Source organism: Nocardiopsis sp. NPDC058631 (assembly GCF_042716955.1).
Taxonomy (GTDB): Bacteria; Actinomycetota; Actinomycetes; order Streptosporangiales; family Streptosporangiaceae; genus Nocardiopsis.
In genome coordinates, this window is the sequence record NZ_JBHXQY010000115.1 from 1 (window position 1) to 20,375 (window position 20,375).

22 protein-coding genes are annotated in these 20,375 nt (G+C 69.2%); 6 read left to right on the forward strand and 16 right to left on the reverse strand.

From position 1 onward, the window contains the following. Nucleotides 1–114: 114 nt before the first annotated feature. The 5 genes from ACFWTE_RS26335 to ACFWTE_RS26355 form a co-directional block, all read right to left on the reverse strand. Complete coding sequence (locus ACFWTE_RS26335) at nt 115–912, reverse strand: helix-turn-helix domain-containing protein (protein WP_378782602.1); 798 nt, start codon at nt 910–912, stop codon at nt 115–117. Between the two features lie 134 nt (nt 913–1,046). Beyond that, nucleotides 1,047–2,036, reverse strand: a complete 990-nt coding sequence (locus ACFWTE_RS26340; RefSeq protein WP_378782603.1) for an ImmA/IrrE family metallo-endopeptidase — start codon at nt 2,034–2,036, stop codon at nt 1,047–1,049. After that, nucleotides 2,009–2,338: a hypothetical protein gene (locus ACFWTE_RS26345; protein WP_378782604.1), complete on the reverse strand. Its 330-nt coding sequence runs from the start codon at nt 2,336–2,338 to the stop codon at nt 2,009–2,011. Before ACFWTE_RS26345 ends, ACFWTE_RS26340 begins: the two co-directional genes overlap by 28 nt. Further along, a complete protein-coding gene (locus ACFWTE_RS26350; protein WP_378782605.1) occupies nt 2,331–2,564 on the reverse strand; it encodes a colicin E3/pyocin S6 family cytotoxin in 234 nt (77 codons plus the stop codon). Before ACFWTE_RS26350 ends, ACFWTE_RS26345 begins: the two co-directional genes overlap by 8 nt. 414 nt (nt 2,565–2,978) lie before the next feature. Then, complete coding sequence (locus ACFWTE_RS26355; RefSeq protein WP_378782606.1) at nt 2,979–4,172, reverse strand: restriction endonuclease; 1,194 nt, start codon at nt 4,170–4,172, stop codon at nt 2,979–2,981. A 489-nt stretch (nt 4,173–4,661) separates the two neighbouring features. Here ACFWTE_RS26355 and ACFWTE_RS26360 point away from each other — a divergent pair, with 489 nt between their 5' ends. Next, nucleotides 4,662–5,000, forward strand: a complete 339-nt coding sequence (locus tag ACFWTE_RS26360) for a hypothetical protein (protein WP_378782607.1) — start codon at nt 4,662–4,664, stop codon at nt 4,998–5,000. A gap of 500 nt (nt 5,001–5,500) precedes the next feature. Next, on the forward strand, nt 5,501–5,809 hold the full coding sequence (locus tag ACFWTE_RS26365) for a hypothetical protein (RefSeq protein WP_378782608.1): 309 nt from the start codon (nt 5,501–5,503) through the stop codon (nt 5,807–5,809). Nucleotides 5,810–5,912: 103 nt separating this feature from the next. Here the strand turns inward: ACFWTE_RS26365 and ACFWTE_RS26370 are convergent, their stop codons facing one another. The 3 genes from ACFWTE_RS26370 to ACFWTE_RS26380 form a co-directional block, all read right to left on the reverse strand. Next, nucleotides 5,913–6,842, reverse strand: a complete 930-nt coding sequence (locus ACFWTE_RS26370) for a universal stress protein (protein ID WP_378782609.1) — start codon at nt 6,840–6,842, stop codon at nt 5,913–5,915. Between the two features lie 110 nt (nt 6,843–6,952). Further along, complete coding sequence (locus ACFWTE_RS26375; RefSeq protein ID WP_378782610.1) at nt 6,953–7,864, reverse strand: universal stress protein; 912 nt, start codon at nt 7,862–7,864, stop codon at nt 6,953–6,955. 97 nt (nt 7,865–7,961) lie between these two features. Beyond that, nucleotides 7,962–9,854, reverse strand: coding sequence for an AAA family ATPase (locus tag ACFWTE_RS26380; protein ID WP_378782611.1), 1,893 nt, complete (start codon nt 9,852–9,854; stop codon nt 7,962–7,964). A 181-nt stretch (nt 9,855–10,035) separates the two neighbouring features. Here ACFWTE_RS26380 and ACFWTE_RS26385 point away from each other — a divergent pair, with 181 nt between their 5' ends. Beyond that, on the forward strand, nt 10,036–11,010 hold the full coding sequence (locus tag ACFWTE_RS26385) for an NAD(P)H-quinone oxidoreductase (protein WP_378782612.1): 975 nt from the start codon (nt 10,036–10,038) through the stop codon (nt 11,008–11,010). Nucleotides 11,011–11,042: 32 nt separating this feature from the next. Further along, a complete protein-coding gene (locus ACFWTE_RS26390; RefSeq protein WP_378782613.1) occupies nt 11,043–11,585 on the forward strand; it encodes a bacterial proteasome activator family protein in 543 nt (180 codons plus the stop codon). Nucleotides 11,586–11,646: 61 nt separating this feature from the next. Here the strand turns inward: ACFWTE_RS26390 and serS are convergent, their stop codons facing one another. Then, a complete protein-coding gene (gene serS, locus ACFWTE_RS26395; protein WP_378782614.1) occupies nt 11,647–12,915 on the reverse strand; it encodes a serine--tRNA ligase in 1,269 nt (422 codons plus the stop codon). 119 nt (nt 12,916–13,034) lie between these two features. On the opposite strand from serS, the gene ACFWTE_RS26400 reads away from it, so the two are divergent. Further along, a complete protein-coding gene (locus ACFWTE_RS26400; protein ID WP_378782615.1) occupies nt 13,035–13,238 on the forward strand; it encodes a hypothetical protein in 204 nt (67 codons plus the stop codon). Between the two features lie 60 nt (nt 13,239–13,298). On the opposite strand, the gene pheA is transcribed toward ACFWTE_RS26400, so the two are convergent. The 7 genes from pheA to ACFWTE_RS26435 form a co-directional block, all read right to left on the reverse strand. After that, the gene (gene pheA, locus ACFWTE_RS26405) at nt 13,299–14,246 is read right to left on the reverse strand and encodes a prephenate dehydratase (RefSeq protein WP_378782616.1); all 948 of its coding nucleotides are present in this window, start codon (nt 14,244–14,246) and stop codon (nt 13,299–13,301) included. Nucleotides 14,247–14,319: 73 nt separating this feature from the next. Continuing rightward, nucleotides 14,320–15,057, reverse strand: coding sequence for a DUF4446 family protein (locus tag ACFWTE_RS26410; protein WP_378782617.1), 738 nt, complete (start codon nt 15,055–15,057; stop codon nt 14,320–14,322). A 36-nt stretch (nt 15,058–15,093) separates the two neighbouring features. After that, complete coding sequence (locus tag ACFWTE_RS26415) at nt 15,094–15,942, reverse strand: glycosyltransferase family 2 protein (RefSeq protein ID WP_378782618.1); 849 nt, start codon at nt 15,940–15,942, stop codon at nt 15,094–15,096. A gap of 10 nt (nt 15,943–15,952) precedes the next feature. After that, nucleotides 15,953–16,309 carry an STAS domain-containing protein gene (locus tag ACFWTE_RS26420; RefSeq protein WP_378782619.1) on the reverse strand — a complete coding sequence of 119 codons (357 nt, stop codon included), beginning with the start codon at nt 16,307–16,309 and terminating at the stop codon, nt 15,953–15,955. A gap of 118 nt (nt 16,310–16,427) precedes the next feature. Continuing rightward, nucleotides 16,428–17,045, reverse strand: a complete 618-nt coding sequence (locus ACFWTE_RS26425) for an ATP-binding protein (protein WP_378782620.1) — start codon at nt 17,043–17,045, stop codon at nt 16,428–16,430. Between the two features lie 123 nt (nt 17,046–17,168). Beyond that, nucleotides 17,169–19,229, reverse strand: a complete 2,061-nt coding sequence (locus ACFWTE_RS26430) for a PAS domain S-box protein (protein WP_378782621.1) — start codon at nt 19,227–19,229, stop codon at nt 17,169–17,171. 77 nt (nt 19,230–19,306) lie between these two features. After that, on the reverse strand, nt 19,307–19,639 hold the full coding sequence (locus tag ACFWTE_RS26435) for a rhodanese-like domain-containing protein (RefSeq protein WP_378782622.1): 333 nt from the start codon (nt 19,637–19,639) through the stop codon (nt 19,307–19,309). A 79-nt stretch (nt 19,640–19,718) separates the two neighbouring features. On the opposite strand from ACFWTE_RS26435, the gene ACFWTE_RS26440 reads away from it, so the two are divergent. Next, nucleotides 19,719–20,267: an SSI family serine proteinase inhibitor gene (locus tag ACFWTE_RS26440; protein ID WP_378782623.1), complete on the forward strand. Its 549-nt coding sequence runs from the start codon at nt 19,719–19,721 to the stop codon at nt 20,265–20,267. Nucleotides 20,268–20,375 lie beyond the last annotated feature (108 nt).

Sequence of the window (20,375 nt, forward strand, 5' to 3'; positions counted from 1 at the left end):
ATGGCTAGGGAACATCCGGGCCCAGATACGCACGCACACCACCACCGTCTAGAGGGCTATACACCTGGCTTCAGACGGCACAGTACGGCAACTCGGCTCATCTATTCAATGAGTTCACTGAATAATCTGACGTATGTCGTCGGCGGCACGCTCGACCACTCGCCGGAAGTCCTCCCCGGTCACAGCCACGGTTTCCAGGGCATCGAAGGCATCCCGGTAGGTGCTCACGTGCTCCGACCCAGTCAGGGTCATCTCGGCGGTGAAGGTCTCCACCAGGACCCCCGCCTCATCGCACACCGTGAACCCGTGCGGAGGCATCACTGGCAGGCCTACGCCCCACGGGATCACCCCAAGGGTCACGTTGGGCCGCTCAGCAACCGCCAGGAAGTGATCAAGCTGTGCTGGCATGCACGCACCCGAGCCGGGCCAGGTCCGCAACGCCGACTCGGTGACGACAAACCGCAAGCGCTTGCCCTCGGCTGTCAGAACCTTGCCCCAGGCCACGGCCGACTCCGGGGTGCCGCCAGCGGCGGCTGTGTACTCATGCGTCCGCAGGGGCACCGGAACCGTCGCACCCTGAAACCCACGCACCATACGTACGGATGCAACCAGCCTGCGAGTCGCACTAGGCACGAGCGAGAGCCCAGCGTCCACACGTTTGTCCTCAGCGGCGAAGGCGTAGGCGTCCCGGGCCATCGATGTCAGACGTTCGGCCTCGTCGGTCGGGAACGGCAGAGCAGCGATGAGCTTCTCCACGGTTTCCACGCTGGAGACTCGCTGCCCGTTCTCCACCCGGGAAACCGTCGACTGTGTGACATCTGCACGCGACGCGAGCTCAACCCCGGAGCACAGATCACCTTTTCGGGCAACCCGCAATGCGTCACCAAGAGCTCTCAACATTCGGTCAGTCATAGAACAGCCTTAACGCAAATCAAGCCTGCCGACTGCAACACGACTGAGAAATGTTGGCCACTTTTCCGAGCGCAAAAAAATATAGAAATAGACTTCAATTGAACTGTCTTCCTTCTCGCCCATCAAGAGGCTTCTCATCTGCGCCTTAGGACAGAAAGAGCATGCCCGTGAAGATAGGAAGGAAAATGTGGGTGCTCAAGTGCCGCCCTATTGGCCGAGTTATTTCCAACCCTCGCAGAGATCACGGAAATTACTGATTCCGGAGTCCACTTTCTCTTCTTGTCACTGAGCAGCCCTCCAACAACTCCATTGATAGAGCGAGCCCTCCGCATAGCCTCCCCCTCGGGGTAAACTTCCAGACAGATTTCCTTGAGGACAGAGAAAGGCTTTTTTCCATCAAGAGCATCGCTGACTTCGGAGACCAATACAGGGGGAATCATTTCCGCCCAAATGATCCTTTGCCCTTGATGCTCTACTTCGTGGACCTTATGGGCGGAAGAAAGATATTCACGAATCTCGGCTTGAGAAAGAGGAGCAGAACCCGGCCATGAGGTTCCTCGACTCAGGGCGAATCTATCTCCCAAAAAGATAGCATGCCCCGGGAGCAATGCCCGAGAGATAGATATGATTCCAGCTTGAGCGGAGACTTTCGCCTTCTCCAAATGAGAAAGAATGGACCTGACCCCATCAACGCCAAACGAAAAATCGTCCGGCAGCCCTGAAGAAACCCAATCCGGGGGAACAAGTAGCTCCGAGGCGAATAGATTCGCTTCTCGCTCCTCTTGGCTTGAATCGCGAGTCTCTGACTCTAGGTACGGGTCGTCTTGTCCCGGGGTACAGAAAATTGACTCTGAATGCCACGCAAGCTGAATGTGACCGAGTTCATGACCTAGCGTGAAGCGACACCTCAGATCGCTTAGACCTGATTTCACCCAAACCTTGGGCCTGCCTTTCCCAAAAAGGGTCACCGCGTCACAGTCATATGGCCAAGGGGCATAAGAAACGTCCGCAAATTCAGAAAGAAGAGCGGAAATATCTACAGGGGGCTCAAGGGAGTATTTTGCAACAAGCGTAGAAGCCCTTACAGAAGAAGCTTCTAAACGCGCTTTTGCTTGATAAGCCAATCCAAAACGCCTTGTGCTTGATTTTCTTTGGCACGCGCAGCTAGAGCGTACTTGCGTTGCGCTTGCTCAAAAAGTTCAGCCTCAATAGGTTTTTCATGAGCTCGGGAGGATATTATATAGCGAAGAGACTCCGGCCGCTCAACCCAGAGTCGATACTCATCCCAGGTCATGCCGAGATAATCATGCAAATCCCGGTCATCATCCCCGTCATGCCAAGCGTCGATATAGAGGTCGATGTCTTCTAGGCCTGCGTGTCCACTGAGTGCAGCTTCTACGAAAGTTATTTCTTCGGCTCTATACATCGATTTTCCTCCCCTTCACCGCTGGCTTTATCAGAGTCCGGGAAACTGGGTGCATCACGCCGACGTGGCGTCCTCTTTTATTGTAGACTTCCACTTCGCCGCCATGTTCACCATCCCAGGTGAAAATGAATTTTCCATCTTCGCCAATCCAGCGCCGCTCCCCATACTTATAAGAATGATTCAATTCCAGAAGAAAGCAATTTTCTGGAATAGGAGTCCATACCATTAACTTATGGCATCTTCCATGTAGGGTAGCTGCACTGGTTTTTTCGGCATCATATCATGCCACTGACCGAAAGTCAGGACCCGTGGGCCAGCCACTGCCGAGTTTGGCTGTATGGGATCAAGGCGACGGCGCGAGCGCCGCCGCGACGACTCGCCGCCCGGCTCGGGCTGCGGGCTGCCGCCCGGTCCCTCGCCCGGTCGGCAGCCATACCTTCCCACTTCCAGGAGGCGCCCCGCGGGAGCGACTGAATCGGGCACTGTCTGGTGGTACCAAGGGGCTCGCGCCCCCTGGACCCCCCGAACCCGCACGGAACCTGGCGCGACACAGGGCGTGAAGGGGTAGGGGCCGACCGCGCCAGAACCCGCGCGGGACCTCAACCGCGGTTGCTCTCCACTGGGATTGAGCAGGCAGTGGCTACCTGTCATGCGGGAACGTCGCCGCCAGCCATTCACGGACGGCTTCCGGTGTGCTGTAACCCCGAGAGGCGAGAAGGTCTGCGATGTCCTTGCCACAGATGAGGACGACCGGGTGCTTGTCCTCCCGCACCTCTTTGTACGCCTGACGGTTGAAGTAGGACGTGGTGACGAAGACGCCGAACTGACGGTGCCGCAACCGAGAGATCAGCCGGGACGTGTCGCGCACCCCTACGCCGTTGCTTGGCGAGTAGCACTTGGCTTCCAACGCGAACTCGACCGCTACCCGGTCGGCCATCGGTCCCAGTTCGTACTCGCCCACCGCATCGCGCCCGCCGTCACGGCTGTGACGCGTCACCTCGGCCCGCCCGGTCGAGGGCGCCATCATGCGCCAGAGCTCCACAGCGCAGCCCTCGAAGGCATGCGAGTTGTCCTTGAAGTGGGAGACGATCTCAGCAACCAGCGCCGCTTTGCCCTTGCCGGGCTCCTGCTGCTCCTTGGTGCGGATCGTGGTGGTGGAAGGAGCCTGGAGTGGCGTGTACTGGCGGCCGGCCACCCACCGGCGCCATGGCTCCGGCGAGTTCGGTCCGGTGGAGCAGCCCTCCAGAATCTCGTCGATCCAGGCCCGGGTCACGACAGGAACGTCCAGGATTGTGAACACAGCCCGGTAGTTCTGGAAGCGTTGTCCTTGCGTGCTGCGCCAGATCGCCACGAGCTCCTCATCCGCGGGCAGGCCGGCGGCACCCGGAGCGGCCAGTCCGCGGAAGCGGACGTCACGTCCGCGGCCGGTGCTCTGGAGCAACATGAACGGAAAGACCCGCGACCGTTCCTCAGCGGAACCGTTGGCCCACGCGAAGGTGTCACGCAGCAGCACGTTGCCCCTGCGTGGAGTGTCATGGAGCTCGCTGCCAGGCTCCTTGTTGTCTCCGTAGTACGTGAAGAGCCCTGTCTGAGGGTCCAGCTCGTCGGGCCAGTCGGGATCCTTGCCCGAGCTGCAGAGCGCGCAGAGCCGGATGTCCTGCTTTGCCGGAGAACCTCTGTACCGGAAGCCGCCCGAGTTGCCCACGGGAAGCAGCTTCCCGATCGGATCATCGCCAGAGGTGCCTTTCGAGCCTCCCGCATAGACCGCGTCCAAGACGAGATCCTGGCCGGTGAGCGCATCGAAGGGGATGATTTTGTCCTGGGGCTGGGGCATGCACCGCAGACTACTGCTGACCGCGGACAGACCCTGTCTGCAAACGAACTACCACGCGTACACAGCGATCGCAGCGCACACCTTTGCTATCCGTGCATCAGTTCCGCGGTGCGCTGCCGTCAACAGCCCCATCGCACATTCATCGCACATGACTCCGAGAAACGGCCGGAAGCACTGAGAAGCCTCCGGAACATCAATGCAGGTCACTGAGCGTTTCGCTGGTTAGTGACCAGGTCGTCAGACCCCCTCGGACCAACGGGGCTTCATGGGTTCAAATCCCATACCCTCCGCCACACAACCGGGTCGCCGCAGGTCGGGGGCTCGCGCAAGACACGGCGAAGGCCGGTGGCCCCGCCCCGGTGCACCTGAGGTGCACATGGGCGGCAGGCCACCGGCCTTCCGTGCGTCCGGGAGCGAGGGTCCGGGGTCCGGGGGCGCTCACGCGGGAGACAGGCCGTGCGGGGACGAGCCCGTGAGAGGACAGCACACGTGGCGGCGGAAGCGAACGGCTCACGCAGCAGCCGAACGACCGACCTGACAGTAGGAGACCTCGTACAGGTCAGGGTCACAACCCATCAGTCCTGGGGGGTCACCGTTCAGATCATCGATCATGAACACATCGGCGCGTCCGTCGACGGGGTGGCCATCGGTTCCCCGTGGCCACGGGCCCAACCCGAGGACTACCCCGCCATCGGGACCGAGAGAAGCGCCGTCGTCATCCGGGTACGGAAAGACGATGCGCCACCGTGGGTCTACCTCTCCATGCTCCCCGCCGACGTTGCCCACCCCTCCGAGGAACTCGAATCCAAGGACAACGGTCTGGTGTGATCTGACTAGAGGACTCAGTCAAGGTCTGGCAGTACCAAGGGGCTCGCGCCCCCTTGACCCCCCGAACCCGCGCGGAACCTGGCGCAACACAGGACACGCGGGACCGGAACCGTGGTTGCTGCTCTCTGGGGGTGCCGGAGCGGCGTTCTCTCCCCCATCGGGGCATCCGAAGCGCCCCAGCTCCATCGCACATGGCTCCGGGAAGAGACCGGAAGCGCCGAGAAGCCCTCGGAACATCCGCGCAGGTCACAAGACGCTTCGACGGTTTGTCGACAGGTCACCAAGGCCCCTCGGTACAACGGGGCCTCGTGGGTTCAGACCCCTCACCCGCCCGCCACAAAACCGAACGTCCGCAGGTCAGCGAACCCGAGAAGCGCCCACGCCCCCAACCCCCGAGACACCGCAGGAAAAATGCCGTGGACAACCCGTCGGCCAACCGAGCATGCTGCCTCCCACACGAACCACCACGGCGCCGCTCCCGATCCTCGGAGAAGAGACTCATGGCTTTGGTACGCAAGGGCTCACGCCGCATCAGTGTGGACGACACGGCCTACCGCTGGCGTGTACGCCGTCGGGCCACCTACTCGCAGGGCCTGGGTGAGAGCCCCATGACCTTCGCGGCCGAACTCGCGGACGGCCCCGGGCGGGTGCTCGTCGTCGCGACGCGCCATCCGCGCCCGGACAACTGCTTCAGGCGCGGAGCCGCTGTCCCCGTCACCCCGGCCGTGGTCGCCTCCGCCATCCGGCAGGCCCGGGAGGAGGGGTGGAGCCCCTCCTCGCCGGGCTCACCCCACCACCTGACGCTCTGAGTCCGACCCGGGAGCCCCCTGCTGGAGCTTGGAGCCCACCCGGGCCGGAGCACTCCTCCTACCGGGCCGCGGCCCCGCCACGGTCCGCGCAGCGCCGACCGACCTACTCGTCCTCGTCGGCGTGCCGGGGGAGCACGACCACGGGGATCGTGGAGCGGTGCAGCACGCCCTGGCTGACCGAGCCCAGGAACATGCCGCGCACGGTGCCCCGGCCGCGCGAGCCCACCACGATGGCGTCGGCGCCGGCGGAGGCATCCAGGATGGCGCTCACCGGGCTGTTCTGGGTGCGCACGACACTGATCTCGACGTCGAGGTCCTCGCGCCGCTCGTCGATGACCTCGGCGAGCAGTTCCGCCACCATCTCCTCGGACTGCCTCTCGAACAGGTTCTCCTGCGGCTCGTACCCGGCGGCGGTCATCGCGACCGGGTCGTAGGGGTAGGGCACCTCCCAGCTGTGGACCACGACCAGTGCGGCGTCGCTCTCGGCCGCCAGGTCGACGGCCAGGCCGAGGGCGCGGTGCCCGTTCCTGGAGCCGTCGACACCGACCACGATCCTGTCCAGAGACGTGGACGCGGGCTTGCCCTCGTGGGAGGGCACCACCACGACCGGGCACGGGGCGTGGGCGGCCACGCGCACGCTGACCGATCCCACGAACATCGACTTGAACGTGCCCATCCCCCGGGTGCCGACCACGATCAGGTCGTGGGGGTGGCTCTGCCGGAGGAGGGCCGGCGGCGCGTCCTCCATCGCGGTCAGGAGCTCCGTCTCCACGCCCGGGTGCAGCTCACGGGCGTGCGCCTCGGCCTCACCCAGCATGCCGCTGGCCTGACCGTGGATCTCCGGTGTGGGGTCGAACCGCGCGGCGCCCCCGTGGGCGGACACGATCAGGGGCATCCCCAGCGCGTGCACGATCAGGAGTTGGGCGTTCCTGCGGACGGCCTCCGCCGCCGCCCACTCCAACGCCGCCCGGGAGTGGTCCGAACCGTCGATCCCCACGACGACCCGGCCCGGGCGCACCTCGTTGCTTGTCATAGCTCCCCCTCTAGCACTGCGACAGCACTGCGAACCATCTTCACCGAGTAGACCAGCGCCCTGCCGGAACGGCACAGGTCAAAGGTCGTCGCCCCGTCCGACCTACGGCCTCAGTCCGCCTCGCCGGAGTGCGGCGGCAGGACGGCGACCGGCACCCCGGAGCGGTGGATCACCCCCTGGCTGACGGATCCCATCACCAGCCCCCGGACCCCGCCGAGTCCGCGCGAGCCCACGACGAGCAGGTCGGCGTCGGCTGCGGCGTCCAGCAGGGCCTTCACCGGGGCGGCCCGCACGCGCACGGCTCTGATGTCCAGGTGCGCGGTCCGCTCGTCGACTTCCTCGGCGAGGAGGCCGGCGACCAGCTCCCCGGACCGGCGGTCGAAAACCCCTTCGTGGGGGGACTGCGCCTCGGCCGTGAGGGAGGCGGAGTCGGCGGCCAGCGGCATCTCCCAGCTGTTGACCACCACGACCTCGGAGCCGGTGAGCAGCGCCTCGCCCAGAGCGAAGCGCAGAGCGCGGCGCGACACGTCCGAGCCGTCCACCCCGACCACGAGGCGCCCCCTGTGCGGCGCGGGCTCCCCGGTGTCGGGGACGACCACCACCGGGCAGGGCGCGTGGGAGGAGGTGCGGACGCAGACCGACCCCGGGACGGCCGACCGGATCCAGCCGTGGCCGCGCGAACCCACCACGACGACGTCCTCGTGCCCGGCCTCGTCGAGCAGGGCGGTGCAGGCGTCCTGCGGGCGCAGGACGGTCGCCACGTCCACCTCGGGCCTGGTCCGGCGCACGTACTCCGCACTCGCGGTGAGCAGTCCGTGCGCCGTCTCCCTGACCTCCTCCGACAGGGACCGGTCGGCCACTGCGCCCAGGCCGAATGCCACCGGCAGGCCCATCCCGTGCACGATCCTCAACTGGACACCGCGCCTGGACGCCTCACCGGTCGCCCAGGCCAGGGCCGCACGGGACGCGCTCGAATCGTCCACCCCGACCACCACGGCGGGCGGGCGTTCCTGTGCTTTCATGCTGCACCATCCCCCTCCCCACCATTGTCAGGAAGCGGGTCCCGTAAACCGGAGAGGCGCCCTCCGTGCGTTGTGCCCGTTTCGGACCGGTCCCGTGTCACCTGCGCCAGGCGAACGCCTCCCCCACCGACGCCGCCAGCTGCAGGTAGGCGTCCCGCGTCCCCGGCGCGAGCTGTTCGAGGTCGACCTCCGCGCCCTCCTCCAGGTGGCCGTCCCAGGGGACCCGGACGACGTCGCGGCACCTGCCGGCGAAATGCTCCTCCAGCCGGTTGAGGTCGACGCTGCTCTTGCTGTTGGACCGCACCATCGACAGCACCACCACGGCGCCGCGCACGAGTGACCCGTGGCCGTGCGCCTCCAGCCAGTCGAGGGTGGCGCTGGCGCTGCGCGCCCCGTCCACGGACGCGGAGCTGACCAGGACCACCTGGTCGGCGAGCCCGAGCACCCCGCGCATCGCCGAGTGCAGCAGGCCGGTGCCGCAGTCGGTGAGGCAGATGGAGTAGAAGTGCTCGACCAGGCGCGCGACCTCGCGGTAGTCGCCGTCGCTGAACGCCTCGGAGACGGCGGGGTCGCGGTCGGAGGCGAGGATCTCCAGCCGGCTGGGTGACTGGGAGGTGAACCCGCGGATGTCGGCGTAGCGCGACACGAGGTGGCGTTCGTTGAGCAGGTCGCGGATGGTCGCCGCGGTCTCCAACCGCACCTTGTCCGACAGTGTGCCCCGGTCGGGGTTGGCGTCCACGGCGAGGACCCGGTCGCCGCGCAGCGACGCCAGGGTCGCGCCCAGCGCGACCGTCGTGGTGGTCTTGCCGACCCCGCCCTTGAGGCTGAGCACCGCCACTCGGTGGTGTCCGGTCGCGACGGGTGTGCAGGCGCGGGCCACCAGTTCGCGTTGGCGCAGGACCTTGGCGGACTCCCCGGGGTTGACGAGGCCGAGGGTGGCGGAGTGCACGGCGCGGCGCCAGCCGCCGCTCGGCCCCTGCCGGCGGTTGCGCACGAGCGTGGCCGCGTTGAGGGCGTCGGCGGTCTCGCCGTCCCGGTCGGGGCGCCGCTGGGGCGGCTGCCCGGACGGCGGGGTCGGCACCGGTGCCAGACCGGCGCGCGGTCCGGTGAGCGTGGGCGGGGGCTCGGGGTTGCGGGGCTGCAGCGGTTCGGTCCGGCGCGGTCCGGAGTCGGACGGGCCCGGACCGGGGCGGAGGAAGCCGGTGCGTTCGTCGTCCGCCCAGGGGCCCGGCGCCGTTGCGGGGCCGGGTTCGGGAGCCGGGGGCGGCACCGGTCCCATGCCGTGGACGGGGCCGGACCCGTTCGGTGCCGTCCACGTGCCCGGTTCGGGTTCCGCGGCCGGGCCGGAACCGGGTTCCGGGCTGTCCGGCCCGTGCGCCTCGGAGGGGGCTCCCCGGTCGGTGTCCAGGGGCGGGAGCTGCTCGGGCTCGGGGACGTCGGAGTCGCTGCGCAGTCTGCGCGGCGCGAGTGGGTCCGGTCCGCCTCCACCGGGACGGGTGGGGCGTTGGAGGCGCTGGGGCCGTTGGGGGCGCTGCGGCCTCCGGGCCGAACCGGGCATCGACCGGTCCGTGCCGCCCTGGTCCTCCTCCTCTGGTGCCGGGGTGCCGTCGGCACCCGGGGAGTTCTCGGGGCGCTCCGGCTCACCGGCCTCGGCGGGGGAGCCGGGGTCGTCCTCCTCGTCCGGCGGCGGCGCCTGGTAGCCGGTTCCCGGTACGGGGGGAGGTGTGTCCTCGGGTAGCCGCGCGTACGGCGGCGGGGGCGGTGCGGCCCCCTCGAACCCGCCGAACCACTGTTCCCTGGGGGTCGGGGCGGGCGCGGAGGGCTCCCTCGCGGGGTCGGACGGCTCCGGCGCGGCTGCGGCGACCGGTTCGGCGGTGCCCCCCGCGTCTTCGTCCCCGCTCTCCCAGAGCGACTCGGTGCGCTCCTCTGCCTCCGGCCCCGTGCCCGCCTCTGAGGTACGACCCGACCCATGTTGTTCCTGGTGTGCCACCGGAGTTCTCCTGCTTCAAGGGGGTGTGCTGTGGAGGAAGGGATGCCCCACAGGGGAAGAGGCGGGATCCGCTTCCCGGTGTCACTCTTACCCGCTCCACCCCGGAGAAGCATCCTTCGGGCCCGGTGGACAGGGCAATCCGTAACACCTTCCCTGAACCTCCCCGGGTACTGTCTGGCTCATGCACGCGATCCGTATCACCGAACCGGGAGGACCCGAGGTCCTCGCCTGGTCAGAGGTTCCCGACCCCGTCGCCGGAGAGGGGGAGGTGCTGGTGGACGTGGCCGCCGGAGCGGTCAACCGCGCCGACGTCGCGCAGCGGCAGGGCACCTATCCGCCTCCGCCCGGCGCCTCCGAGTACCCGGGCCTGGAGTGTTCGGGCACCGTGGCCGCGCTCGGCCCCGGCACCGAGGACGCCGGGTGGTCCGTGGGCGACCCCGTGTGCGCCCTCCTGTCCGGGGGCGGCTACGCCGAGAAGGTGGCGGTCCCCGTGGGTCAGCTGCTCCCGGTGCCCGAGGGGGTGAGCCTGGTCGAGGCCGCCGCCCTGCCCGAGGTGGCCGCCACCGTGTGGTCCAACCTGGTGATGGTCGGCGACCTGCGTGCGGGGGAGACCGTCCTGGTCCACGGCGGCGGCAGCGGCATCGGCACCTTCGCCATCCAGTTCGCCCGCGCCCTGGGCGCCCGGGTGGCAGTCACGGCGGGCAGTGAGGAGAAGCTGGCCCGCTGCCGCGAACTGGGGGCGGAGATCACCGTCAACTACCGCACGGAGGACTTCGCCGCGCGCATGCGCGAGGAGGGCGGTGCCGACCTCATCCTCGACATCATGGGCGGCTCCTACCTCGACGCGAACCTGCGTTCGCTGGCCACTAACGGCCGCATCACGATGATCGCGCTGATGGGAGGCCGCCGCACCGAGGTCGACCTGGGGCGTATGCTCGCAAAACGGCTCTCTGTACACGCGACGACGCTCCGTTCCCGTCCCCTGGACGAGAAGGCGGCCATCGTGGCGGGAGTACTGGAGCAGGTCTGGCCGTTGGTACAACGAGGAGCCATCCGGCCCGTCGTGGACCGCTCGATACCGATGCGGAACGCGGCGGAGGCGCACCGCGTCATGGAATCGAGCGCGCACACCGGAAAGATCCTTCTCACCCGTTGACGGCGTGCCGGTACATCCACGTAAGGGGACTGATGAGCAGCGCAGACGACCAGAAGGACCAGCCCCAGGTACTGGTCATGGGGGCCGAGTCCCACGACGGGGCCCACGAGGACGACGGTGAGGAGCCCCGCTCCCTCGCCGACATGGTGGAGCAGCCCGCCAAGGTGATGCGGATCGGCAGCATGATCCGGCAGCTCCTGGACGAGGTGAAGGCCGCCCCGCTGGACGAGGCGAGCCGCACCCGCCTCAAGGAGATCCACACCTCGTCGATCAAGGAGCTTGAGGACGGCCTCGCGCCGGAGCTCATCGACGAGCTGGACCGGCTGACCCTGCCGTTCGCGGACGGGGCGGCGCCCAGCGACGCGGAGCTGCGCATCGCGCAGGCGCAGCTGGTGGGCTGGCTGGAGGGCCTGTTCCACGGCATCCAGACGACGCTGTTCGCCCAGCAGATGGCGGCCCGCGCCCAGCTGGAGAACATGCGCAAGGCGCTGCCGCCCGGTCTCTCCGGCCTCCAGGCACAGGACGGCGGCCCCGTGGGCGGTGACGAGCAGCACGTCTCCGGCCCGTACCTGTAGACCGGTTCCCACCTCATACGAGGAGCCCCCGCCTTCCGGGGGCTCCTCGCGTTCGCGGGCGCTACTTCGTCTTGACCGGTTCGATGACGTCGCGGCCCAGGAAGGGGCGCAGCGCCTCGGGGACGACCACGGAACCGTCCTCCCGCTGGTGGTTCTCCAGGATGGCGACGATCCACCGGGTGGTGGCCAGCGTCCCGTTCAGGGTGGCGGCGAAGCGGGGCTTGCCGTCCTCGCCCCGGAACCGCACGTTGAGGCGGCGCGTCTGGAAGTCGGTGCAGTTCGAGGTGGAGGTCAGCTCGCGGTAGGTCTCCTGGGTGGGGACCCACGCCTCGCAGTCGTACTTGCGGGCGGCACTGGTGCCCAGGTCGCCCCCGGCGATGTCCACCACGCGGTAGGGCAGCTCCAGCTTGTCGAGCATCTCCCGCTCCCAGGCCAGGAGCCGCTTGTGCTCCTCGTGCGCCTGGTCCGGGTGGGTGTAGACGAACATCTCCACCTTGTTGAACTGGTGGACCCGGATGACGCCCCGGGTGTCCTTGCCGTAGGAGCCCGCCTCCCGGCGGAAGCACGGTGACCACCCCACGTACCGGTTGGGCAGGGAGTCGGCGGGGAGGATCTCCCCGGCGTGGTACCCGGCCAGCGGCACCTCGGAGGTGCCCACGAGGTACAGGTCGTCGGCGGCCAGCCGGTACACCTCGTCGGCGTGCTCGCCGAGGAACCCGGTGCCCTCCATCGTCTCGGGCTTGACCAGGACCGGCGGGATCATCGCGGTGAAACCGGCGGCGACGGCCTGGTTCATCGCCATGTTGAGCAGCGCCAGCTCCAGCTGGGCGCCCACACCGGTGAGGAAGTAGAAACGGGAGCCCGACACCTTGGCGCCGCGCTCCATGTCGATGGCGCCGAGCATCTCGCCCAGCTCCAGGTGGTCGCGCGGGGTGAAGTCGAACTCGCGGGGGGCTCCGACGGTCTCCAGGACCCGGAAGTCGTCCACACCGCCCTCGGGCGCGCCCTCCTCCACGATGTTGGGCACGCGGGCGAGGACGGCGGCCAGCTCCTCGGCGAGGCGACCGGCCTCGGCCTCGGCCTCCTTGACCTCGGCTGCCAGCGCCTTGGCCTTGGTCAGGAGTTCCTCCCGGTCCTCCGGAGAGGCCTTGGAGACGGACTTGCCCACACTCTTCTGCTCGGCGCGCAGCGTCTCGAACCGGGTCAGCGCGGAGCGGCGGCCGGAGTCGAGGTCGAGCAGCCGGTCCGCGACGGAGGGGTCCTCCCCGCGGGCCCGCTGCGAGGCACGGAGTCGTTCGGGGTCTTCTCGAAGAGCGCGAAGGTCGATCACGTCTTGCAGGTTACCGCCCGGGCTCCGCGCTGGACACATCTTTGCCCCGGGACCGCGTCATGAACGCACAGTGACGGCGTACTCACCCACACAAGGAGAACGACCATGGGGAGTCCGCCGTGAAACCGCTGAACGAGATGACCACCGAGGAACTCACCGCCGCACTGGAGGCGCTGGACAGCGCGCGCCCCCGTGACACGGCGCTGCGACTGGCCCTGTACCTGGAGTTGCGCCGCGCGGCGACGGAGAACTGGGTGTTCGAGGGCCACCACCTGCTGGGCGACGGCCGGGGCGAGGCGGGCCCGCCGACCGGCGGGTGCTAGCACCGACCTGGAGGTCCGCGGTTCCGCCCCTCCCGGTCTCGAACCCGGATGCCGCAGGCGTCAGTCGACGTGCCCGGCGCGGACACGCGCCAGCCACTGCTCCGCCTCCGCGAAGTCGGCGTCGGTGGCCGGGCGGGGCCGGAGCGGGGGGTCGGACGCGATGGCCTGCCCTCCCCGCGGGTAGCTGCCGAGGAAGCGCACGTCCCGGCAGGCCCGCCGGAGGCCCATGAGTGCCTCACCGACCCGGGCCTCGGACACGTGTCCCTCGGCGTCGATGCAGAAGCAGTAGCTGCCGAGCTTGTCGCCCGTGGGGCGCGACTCCAGCCTGGTGAGGTTGACCCCGCGCACGGCGAACTGGCTGAGCACCTCGATCAGGGCCCCGGGGTGGTCGTCGGCGATGAAGGCGACCAGGGATGTCCGGTCCGCACCGGTGGGCGCGGACACCGCACCGGGCCTGGACAGGTAGATGAACCGGGTGGCGGCGTCGGACCGGTCGCCGACCCCGACGGCCAGCGCGTGCAGCCCGTACCGCTCGCCGGCGATCACCGCGCAGATCGCCGCGTCGTAGGGCGCTCCGGGTTCCGACACCGCGCGCGCCGCGGCGGCCGTGGAGGAGACGGTGTGCGTGTCCGCGTCGGGCAGGCGCCGGGCCAGCCAGCCGCGGCACTGGGCGAGGGCGTGGGGGTGGGTGGCCACCCGCTTGACGTCCTCGATGACCGTGCCGGGCCGGGCGAACAGCGCGAACTCGACGGGGACCGCCGTCTCGCCGGTGATGAGGAGCGGTTCCCCGTTGACGAGTTCGGCGATGGTGGCGGTGACGCCGCCCTCCACCGAGTTCTCCAGCGGGACGACGCCGCCGTCCACCGTGCCGGATCGGACCGCGTCGAAGACCGCGGCGACGCCGTCGCACGGGACGCGCGCCTCGTCGGGCGCGTCGGGTCGCAGGGCGCGCAGCGCGGCCTCGGTGAACGTGCCCTCGGGGCCGAGGTAGGCGTAACGGTTGGGCATGGTGCCAGGCTATACGGACCGGTGGGCCGCGGGTGGGCGAGTCGGGACACGCTCCGCCGGACGGGCGGTGGGGTCACCCCCGCACGGAGGTGTCCTCACCCGCGGCGTCCTTCGGGCTCTCGACCGTGACCCGCGCGGGCGCGACCGGCGGCCCGGGCTCCGAAGCCCGGTCCACCTCGTCCTCCGCGGAGGCGTCGTGGTCGGTGTCCTCCCCGTCCGGCCCCTCGTCACCGGCCCGGTCCTGCGGTGGCTCGCCCGCCTCGTCCTCGTCCTCGGCCTCCTCGGTGCTCTCCAGCACCGTGACCATGGACTCCGGATCGGTGCCCGACCCGCTCCGCTCGGAGCCTGTCACCGTGGCGGTGGCCGGCGGGGTCTCGACCGGGTCGACCGGGACGGCGGGCGCGGGCACGACGGTGCCGACCCCGTTGCCCAGCCGGGCCGTCCGGACGACCCGGTACTCCTCGGGGCTGAGCAGGATGTCGCCCTCGCCGCGCACGACGGCCTTGGCGTAGGTACGGGACTCGGTGCGGCCGTTGATGGAGGTGAGCACCACCCCGTCACCGTCGCTGTTGAGCAGTGCCAGGGAGAAGGAGCGGGCACCCGACATCTCCTCCAGGGCGTCGTAGTGCAGTACGGCCACGTCGCGGACGGCGAACGGGTCGACGCCCGAGGCGCCCACCGCCGCTGTCCGATTGGCCAGGACCTGGGATTCGTCGCCGATCGCGCGGGCCCTGATCAGGGCGTACCTGCCGAGGGCGAGGCCGCCCAGACCGGCGACCAGACCCAGCGAGGCGATGATCGTAGTGAACACAGCGCGAGCGTATCGCTACGCATCGCACCTATGGTGCTACTCCTGGCGATTTCGTCGAGCCCTGTAACCGAGTTTTCGCGACATTTGCCGTCCCGTGAAGGTCAGGGGCCCCAGGGTCCGGAGCCACCGCCGCTGGACCGCCGGCCGGACCTGCCTGGCCACCAGCGCCCTCACCACGTCCGTGAACTGGTGCGCGCGGTGCAGCTGCGCCCTCAGGTCGGTGCCCGTGGCCCGGTGCTCCAACGGCACCTCCACCTCCTCGACGCGGAACCCCGCCCGCAGCACGTCGATGGTGAGGCCGGTCTCCACCCCGAAACCCGGCGCCAGCGGCCTGGCCGCCTCGAAAGCGGCGCGCGTCAGGCAGCGCTGACCGTTGAGCGGCTGCTCCGGCTCCCAGCCCGTGGCCCTGCTGACCCCGCTCCGCGCGAGGCGCACCACGAAGCCGTGGCCGCCCAGGCGCATCCGGGTGGCGGGGAAGAGTGCGATGGTCATGTCCGCCTTGCCCTCGCTGACCGGCTCGACCAGCGGGGCGGCCCCCGCCGCCGTACCCTCCAGGTCCGCGTCGAGGAACAGCAGGTGCCTGGGCGGTCGGGACGTACCGGTGTCCGCCTCGTGCTTCTCGATGAGCCGGACGCCCTCGGCGCCCGTCTCCATGGCCGCTCCCTTGCCCCGGTTGCGGCTGTGCTTGAACACGCGCGCCCCGGCGCGGAGGGCGACGTCCGCCGTCGCGTCCGCCGAACCGTCGTCGACCACGACGACCAGGTCGACACAGGGCAGGTCACGGGCGGCCCGCACGGTCCTGCCGACCCGTTCGGCCTCGTCCTTGGCGGCGATCACCACGGCGACACCGGTTCCCTCCGGGCCGCCGGCCTCCTCCTCGCGCACCTCGCCCCGTCTACTGGGCGGTGCCGGTCCCCGCGGCCACCGGCAACGCGTCGAGGCCGGCGTGGATGACGAACACCTCGTCCAGGCCGGTGACCTTCAGGACCTTCATGACCGCCGGTTTGGGCGCCACGAGCTCCAGATCACCACCCTTGTCACGGGAACGCTTCATCGCGGAGAGCAGCACGCTGATACCGGTCGAGTCGCAAAAATCCGTCCGTGACATGTCGATGACCAGCCGCCGCGCCCCGTCCTCCAGGGCCCCGACGAGCTCGCTGCGCAACTGGGGTGCCGTGTACAGGTCGATCTCACCGCCTACGGTTACCACCGCGACGTCTTCTTGAGATCGGCTTGATATCTTCAACTCCACGGACGTGACTGTAGCGTTCCGGCCACAGCCCGGCCACTTCGGTGACGGTGTGTTGACGGTGTTTCGCTACATCGGTCACGTTCCTCCGGGTGGCCTCGCCCGCCCCCGGCAGACCCCCTCAGAGCAGCGCGCTCCGGGCGCGCTCGTCGTCGCGCAGGTGCAGTCGCAGCTCGACGACGCCGACGGCGCTCCGTTCCACGAGCTGTTCGACGGCGCTGCGTCCGTGGTCCGCGTCCGCCCCGCACTCCGTGCGGTGGGCGTCGTCGGGGGAGATCTCCAGGAGGGCCCACACCGTGGTGGTCGTCGCGTCCATCTCCGTGCCCCAGCGACCCGACAGGGTCTGGACGATACTCAGGCCCCGACCGCCCAGCCCCGACACCGAGGGCCGCGCCACCCGGGGCATCGTGCTGGACCCGCCGTCGCGCACCGCGATCTCCACCCACCCTCCGGACCGGGAGCCGCGGTCCACCTCGATGCGCCAGGACACACCGACGGAGTTGTCGGGGTTGGCGGGGGTGGGGAGGGGGCTGGCGTGGCGGAGGGCGTTGCTGACGAGTTCGCTCAGGACGAGGGTGGCGTCGTCGACACGGTCCTCGCAGATCTCCATCGCGTGCAGGTCCTCGCACAGTCGCTGCCGGGCTCCCGCGACGCTCGCGGGGCCGTAGGGAAGCACGACGCTCCGCTCGACCTTCTGCGGACGGGCCCCGGAATCGACTGGGATGCTGTCTCCTGACACGTTTCGTCCCTGCGCGTTCGTGCTCTCTCGTGCGGACCGGAACCCGCCCGATGTGTGACGGCGAATTCCACCAGGGATGGAAATGCCCCGATCACCTCGCACGGAAACCCGCGCCTGTCCGAATCACGGGGCGCGGCTCGCGCGTCGCCGCCCGGATCGCTGACGTGACAGGGCTTCGGAGGTTTGAGAGGTTTTTGTCGATTCGTGGGACGAAGGTTGCTGATGGGACGCGTCTGATACGGGCACTGTGCCGAAGAGGCCCGTGTACAGCGCCGCCGCGCCCGGCGGCTCCACCGCCCCGGAGTCCTCGTCCAGTTCGGGGCCCGGGTCCTCTCCCCGGTGCACCGGCACCGTGAAGCGCATCCGGGTCCCCCGCTCCAACCGGTGGGCGGTCACGTCCCCGCCCTGGTCACGGGCCAACTGCCGGACGATGTACAGGCCCAGCCCCAGACCGCCGAAACCGGTCTCCCCGTCGCCGCGCACCCCGGCCTGCACGAAGCGGTCGAAGATCCGCTCCTCGTCGCCGGGACGCAGCCCCACGCCCTCGTCGTCCACCGTGACCGCGACGGTCTCGGCCTCCGCGCGGGCGCTGACGTACACGTGACCGCCCCCGGGCGAGAACTTGAGGGCGTTGTCCAGCAACTGGTCCATGATCATGCTCGTGGCCAGGCTGTCCCCCGCGGTCGGGGGAAGTGCGTCCGGTCCGTCCAGCGACACCTCGTGCCGGTCCGAGAGCGGCCGGAAGGCGCTGACCGCCTGGCGCAGCACGTCGAGCAGGTCGAACCTGTCCCGGCTGACCCGGATCTCCCCGCGCGAGACGTCCGAACCCAGCTGGAGCCGGTCCACCAGGCTCACCAGGGCCGAGGACCGGTCCGCGATGGTGCCGACCGCCTCGTACTGCGAGTCGGGCGTGAGCCGTGCCCACTTGCGCATGAGGGTGGTCGCGTACCCGTGGATCACCGTGATGGGGGTGCGCAGCTCGTGGCCACTGGTGGCCAGGAAGTCCTCGCGTTCCTCCTCCAGGGCCTTCTGCGCGGTGATGTCGCGAAAGTCCACCACCCACTCGTGGGTGCGCGGGATCCTCGCCATGAGGATCTCCAGCCAGCGGCCGTCCTTGAGCTTGTGCTTGACGGGCTGGCCGTGGCAGGCCGGCAGGGGGAACGGCGGGTGCCGTCCCTCGACCGCGTCCACCGTGTAGCCGGTGAGCTCCACCGCCGAACGGTTCCACTTGCGCACCCGGCCGCCGAAGTCCAGCACCGCGATCCCGTCGGCACTGGAGTCGGCCACGGCCTGCTCGTGGACGCGCTGGAGGTTGAGCTCCTCGTAGGCCAGGGCGTTGCCGATCGCCACCCCCGCGTGCGCGGCGAGCAGTTCGAGCAGTTCCAGCTCGACGTGCCCCACCTTGCGCTGGCTGTAGAGCGCGTACAGGGCGCCGTACGGGCGGCCGTGCACGTTGGACACGCACAGGGCGATGGTGTGCAGCCCCGGCAGGTCGGCCCAGACCAGGTCCTGGAGGCCGCGGGTGTCCTCGTTGGCCAGCAGGACGGACTTGCCGCTGCGCAGCAGCTCCCCGAACAGGCTGTCCTCCAGCGGGGCGGTGAACCCCTGGAGCTCGTCGGACAGCTCCGAGAGGCTCACCAGCTCCACGCGGTCCTCGTTGAGGAGGACGAACCCTCCCGCGTCCGCCCCCGTCAGCTCGGTGATGCCCCGGGAGATGCGGTCGAGAACGGACTTGAGGCTGAGGTCGGCGTTGATGTCCACGACCACGTCGGTGAGCCGACGCACCAGCCGGGCGCGCTCCATGGCCGAGCGCTGCGCCTGCACGTCGTTGTCGGAGGGGTAGAGGTTGAGCACCCACCCGACGAACCGGCCGTCTCCGGCGGACACCCGGTTGGCGCCGATCCGGACGTCGATGAGCGTGCCGTCCCTGCTCACCCTGCGCGTGTACAACGACAGGGGGCTTCCCGAGCGCACCTGTTCGAGCACCGCGCCGTGCTCGCCCTTCAGCTCCGCGGGGACGATCGGCAGGTCGCCGCCGAGCACCTCGTCCGCACACCAGCCGAACATGCGTTCGGCGGCAGCATTCCACACGGTGACCCGGAGCTCGCTGTCGAGACCGACCACCGCGTCCGCTGACGAGGCCAGCACGGCTTCGGCGCTGAGGGGCGCGCGCTCGGAACTCACGACGTCATAGTGCCACCCGAAAGCCACCGAGTGGCAGGGCTTTGCACAATCCGATCAAATTCCGCCCCGAAAGTGCTTCAGAGGACCCTGGGCTCCTCTCCGGAGCCCGCCGCCATGGGGCGACCCGCGTGCTCCCAGGCCTGCATACCGCCGGAGACGTTGACCGAGTCCCAGCCGGACCGGTTGAGCGCCGCGACGGCCTGGGCGGAGCGCCCGCCCACGCGGCAGACCACGTACACCTTCCTGTCCTGGGGCACCTCGCCCGCCCGCTCCCCCAGTTCCCCGAGCGGGATGTGGACCGCCTCGGGGGCGTGGCCCGCGTTCCACTCGTCGCCCTCCCGGACGTCGAGCAGGTAGGCGCCCTCGGGCACCTCGGTGACGTTGGTCTCCGGAACACCGTTTCCGAACAATGTGACCCCCTGTGTCGTGGTGATGCGAAAAATGTAAGAACCCCGGGAACCCGGCGCGGACGCCCCACGTCCAAGCGGTATGTCACTGCACACCCTCGCGACGGCTCTGCCGGCCCGCCTCGCCGCTCTCGCAGCCCTTGGCCTGCTTATCACGGCCTGCGGCAACGAACCCGCCGAGGTGAACGCTCCGGCACCCGAGTCCGACCAGTCCACCGACCCCTCCTCCCCCGACGAGTCAGCTCCCGACACCGATGAAGAAGGCCAGGGTGACGACGGTTCGGCCGACGGGGACGCCGGCGTCGAACTGACGATCGAGCGCGCCCTGGACGACGACGAGTCCCTGTCCCCCGAGGCCGGCTACGAGGAGGGGACCTGGACCCTCACGTGCGCGCCGGCGGGCGGCGACCACCCCGACCCCGAGGCGGCGTGCGCCCAGATCGAGGAGGTCGGCGCGGAGCCGTTCGTCCTCGACACCGACGACATGATGTGCACGATGATCATGGGAGGCCCCGAGGTCGTCCACGTCACCGGGCACGTCGAGGACACCGAGATCGACACCGAGTTCAACAAGGTCGGCGGTTGCGAGGTCGACCGCTTCGAGTCCGTGGAGACGGTGCTCAACCCCTGACCTGGACCGCGGCGAGGGGGGGGCCCGCCCGGGGGCCCCCCGCCCCCCACCCCCCCCACCCCCCCCCGCCCACCCCCCGGGGGCGCGCGGGAAAGGGGTGGAACACAA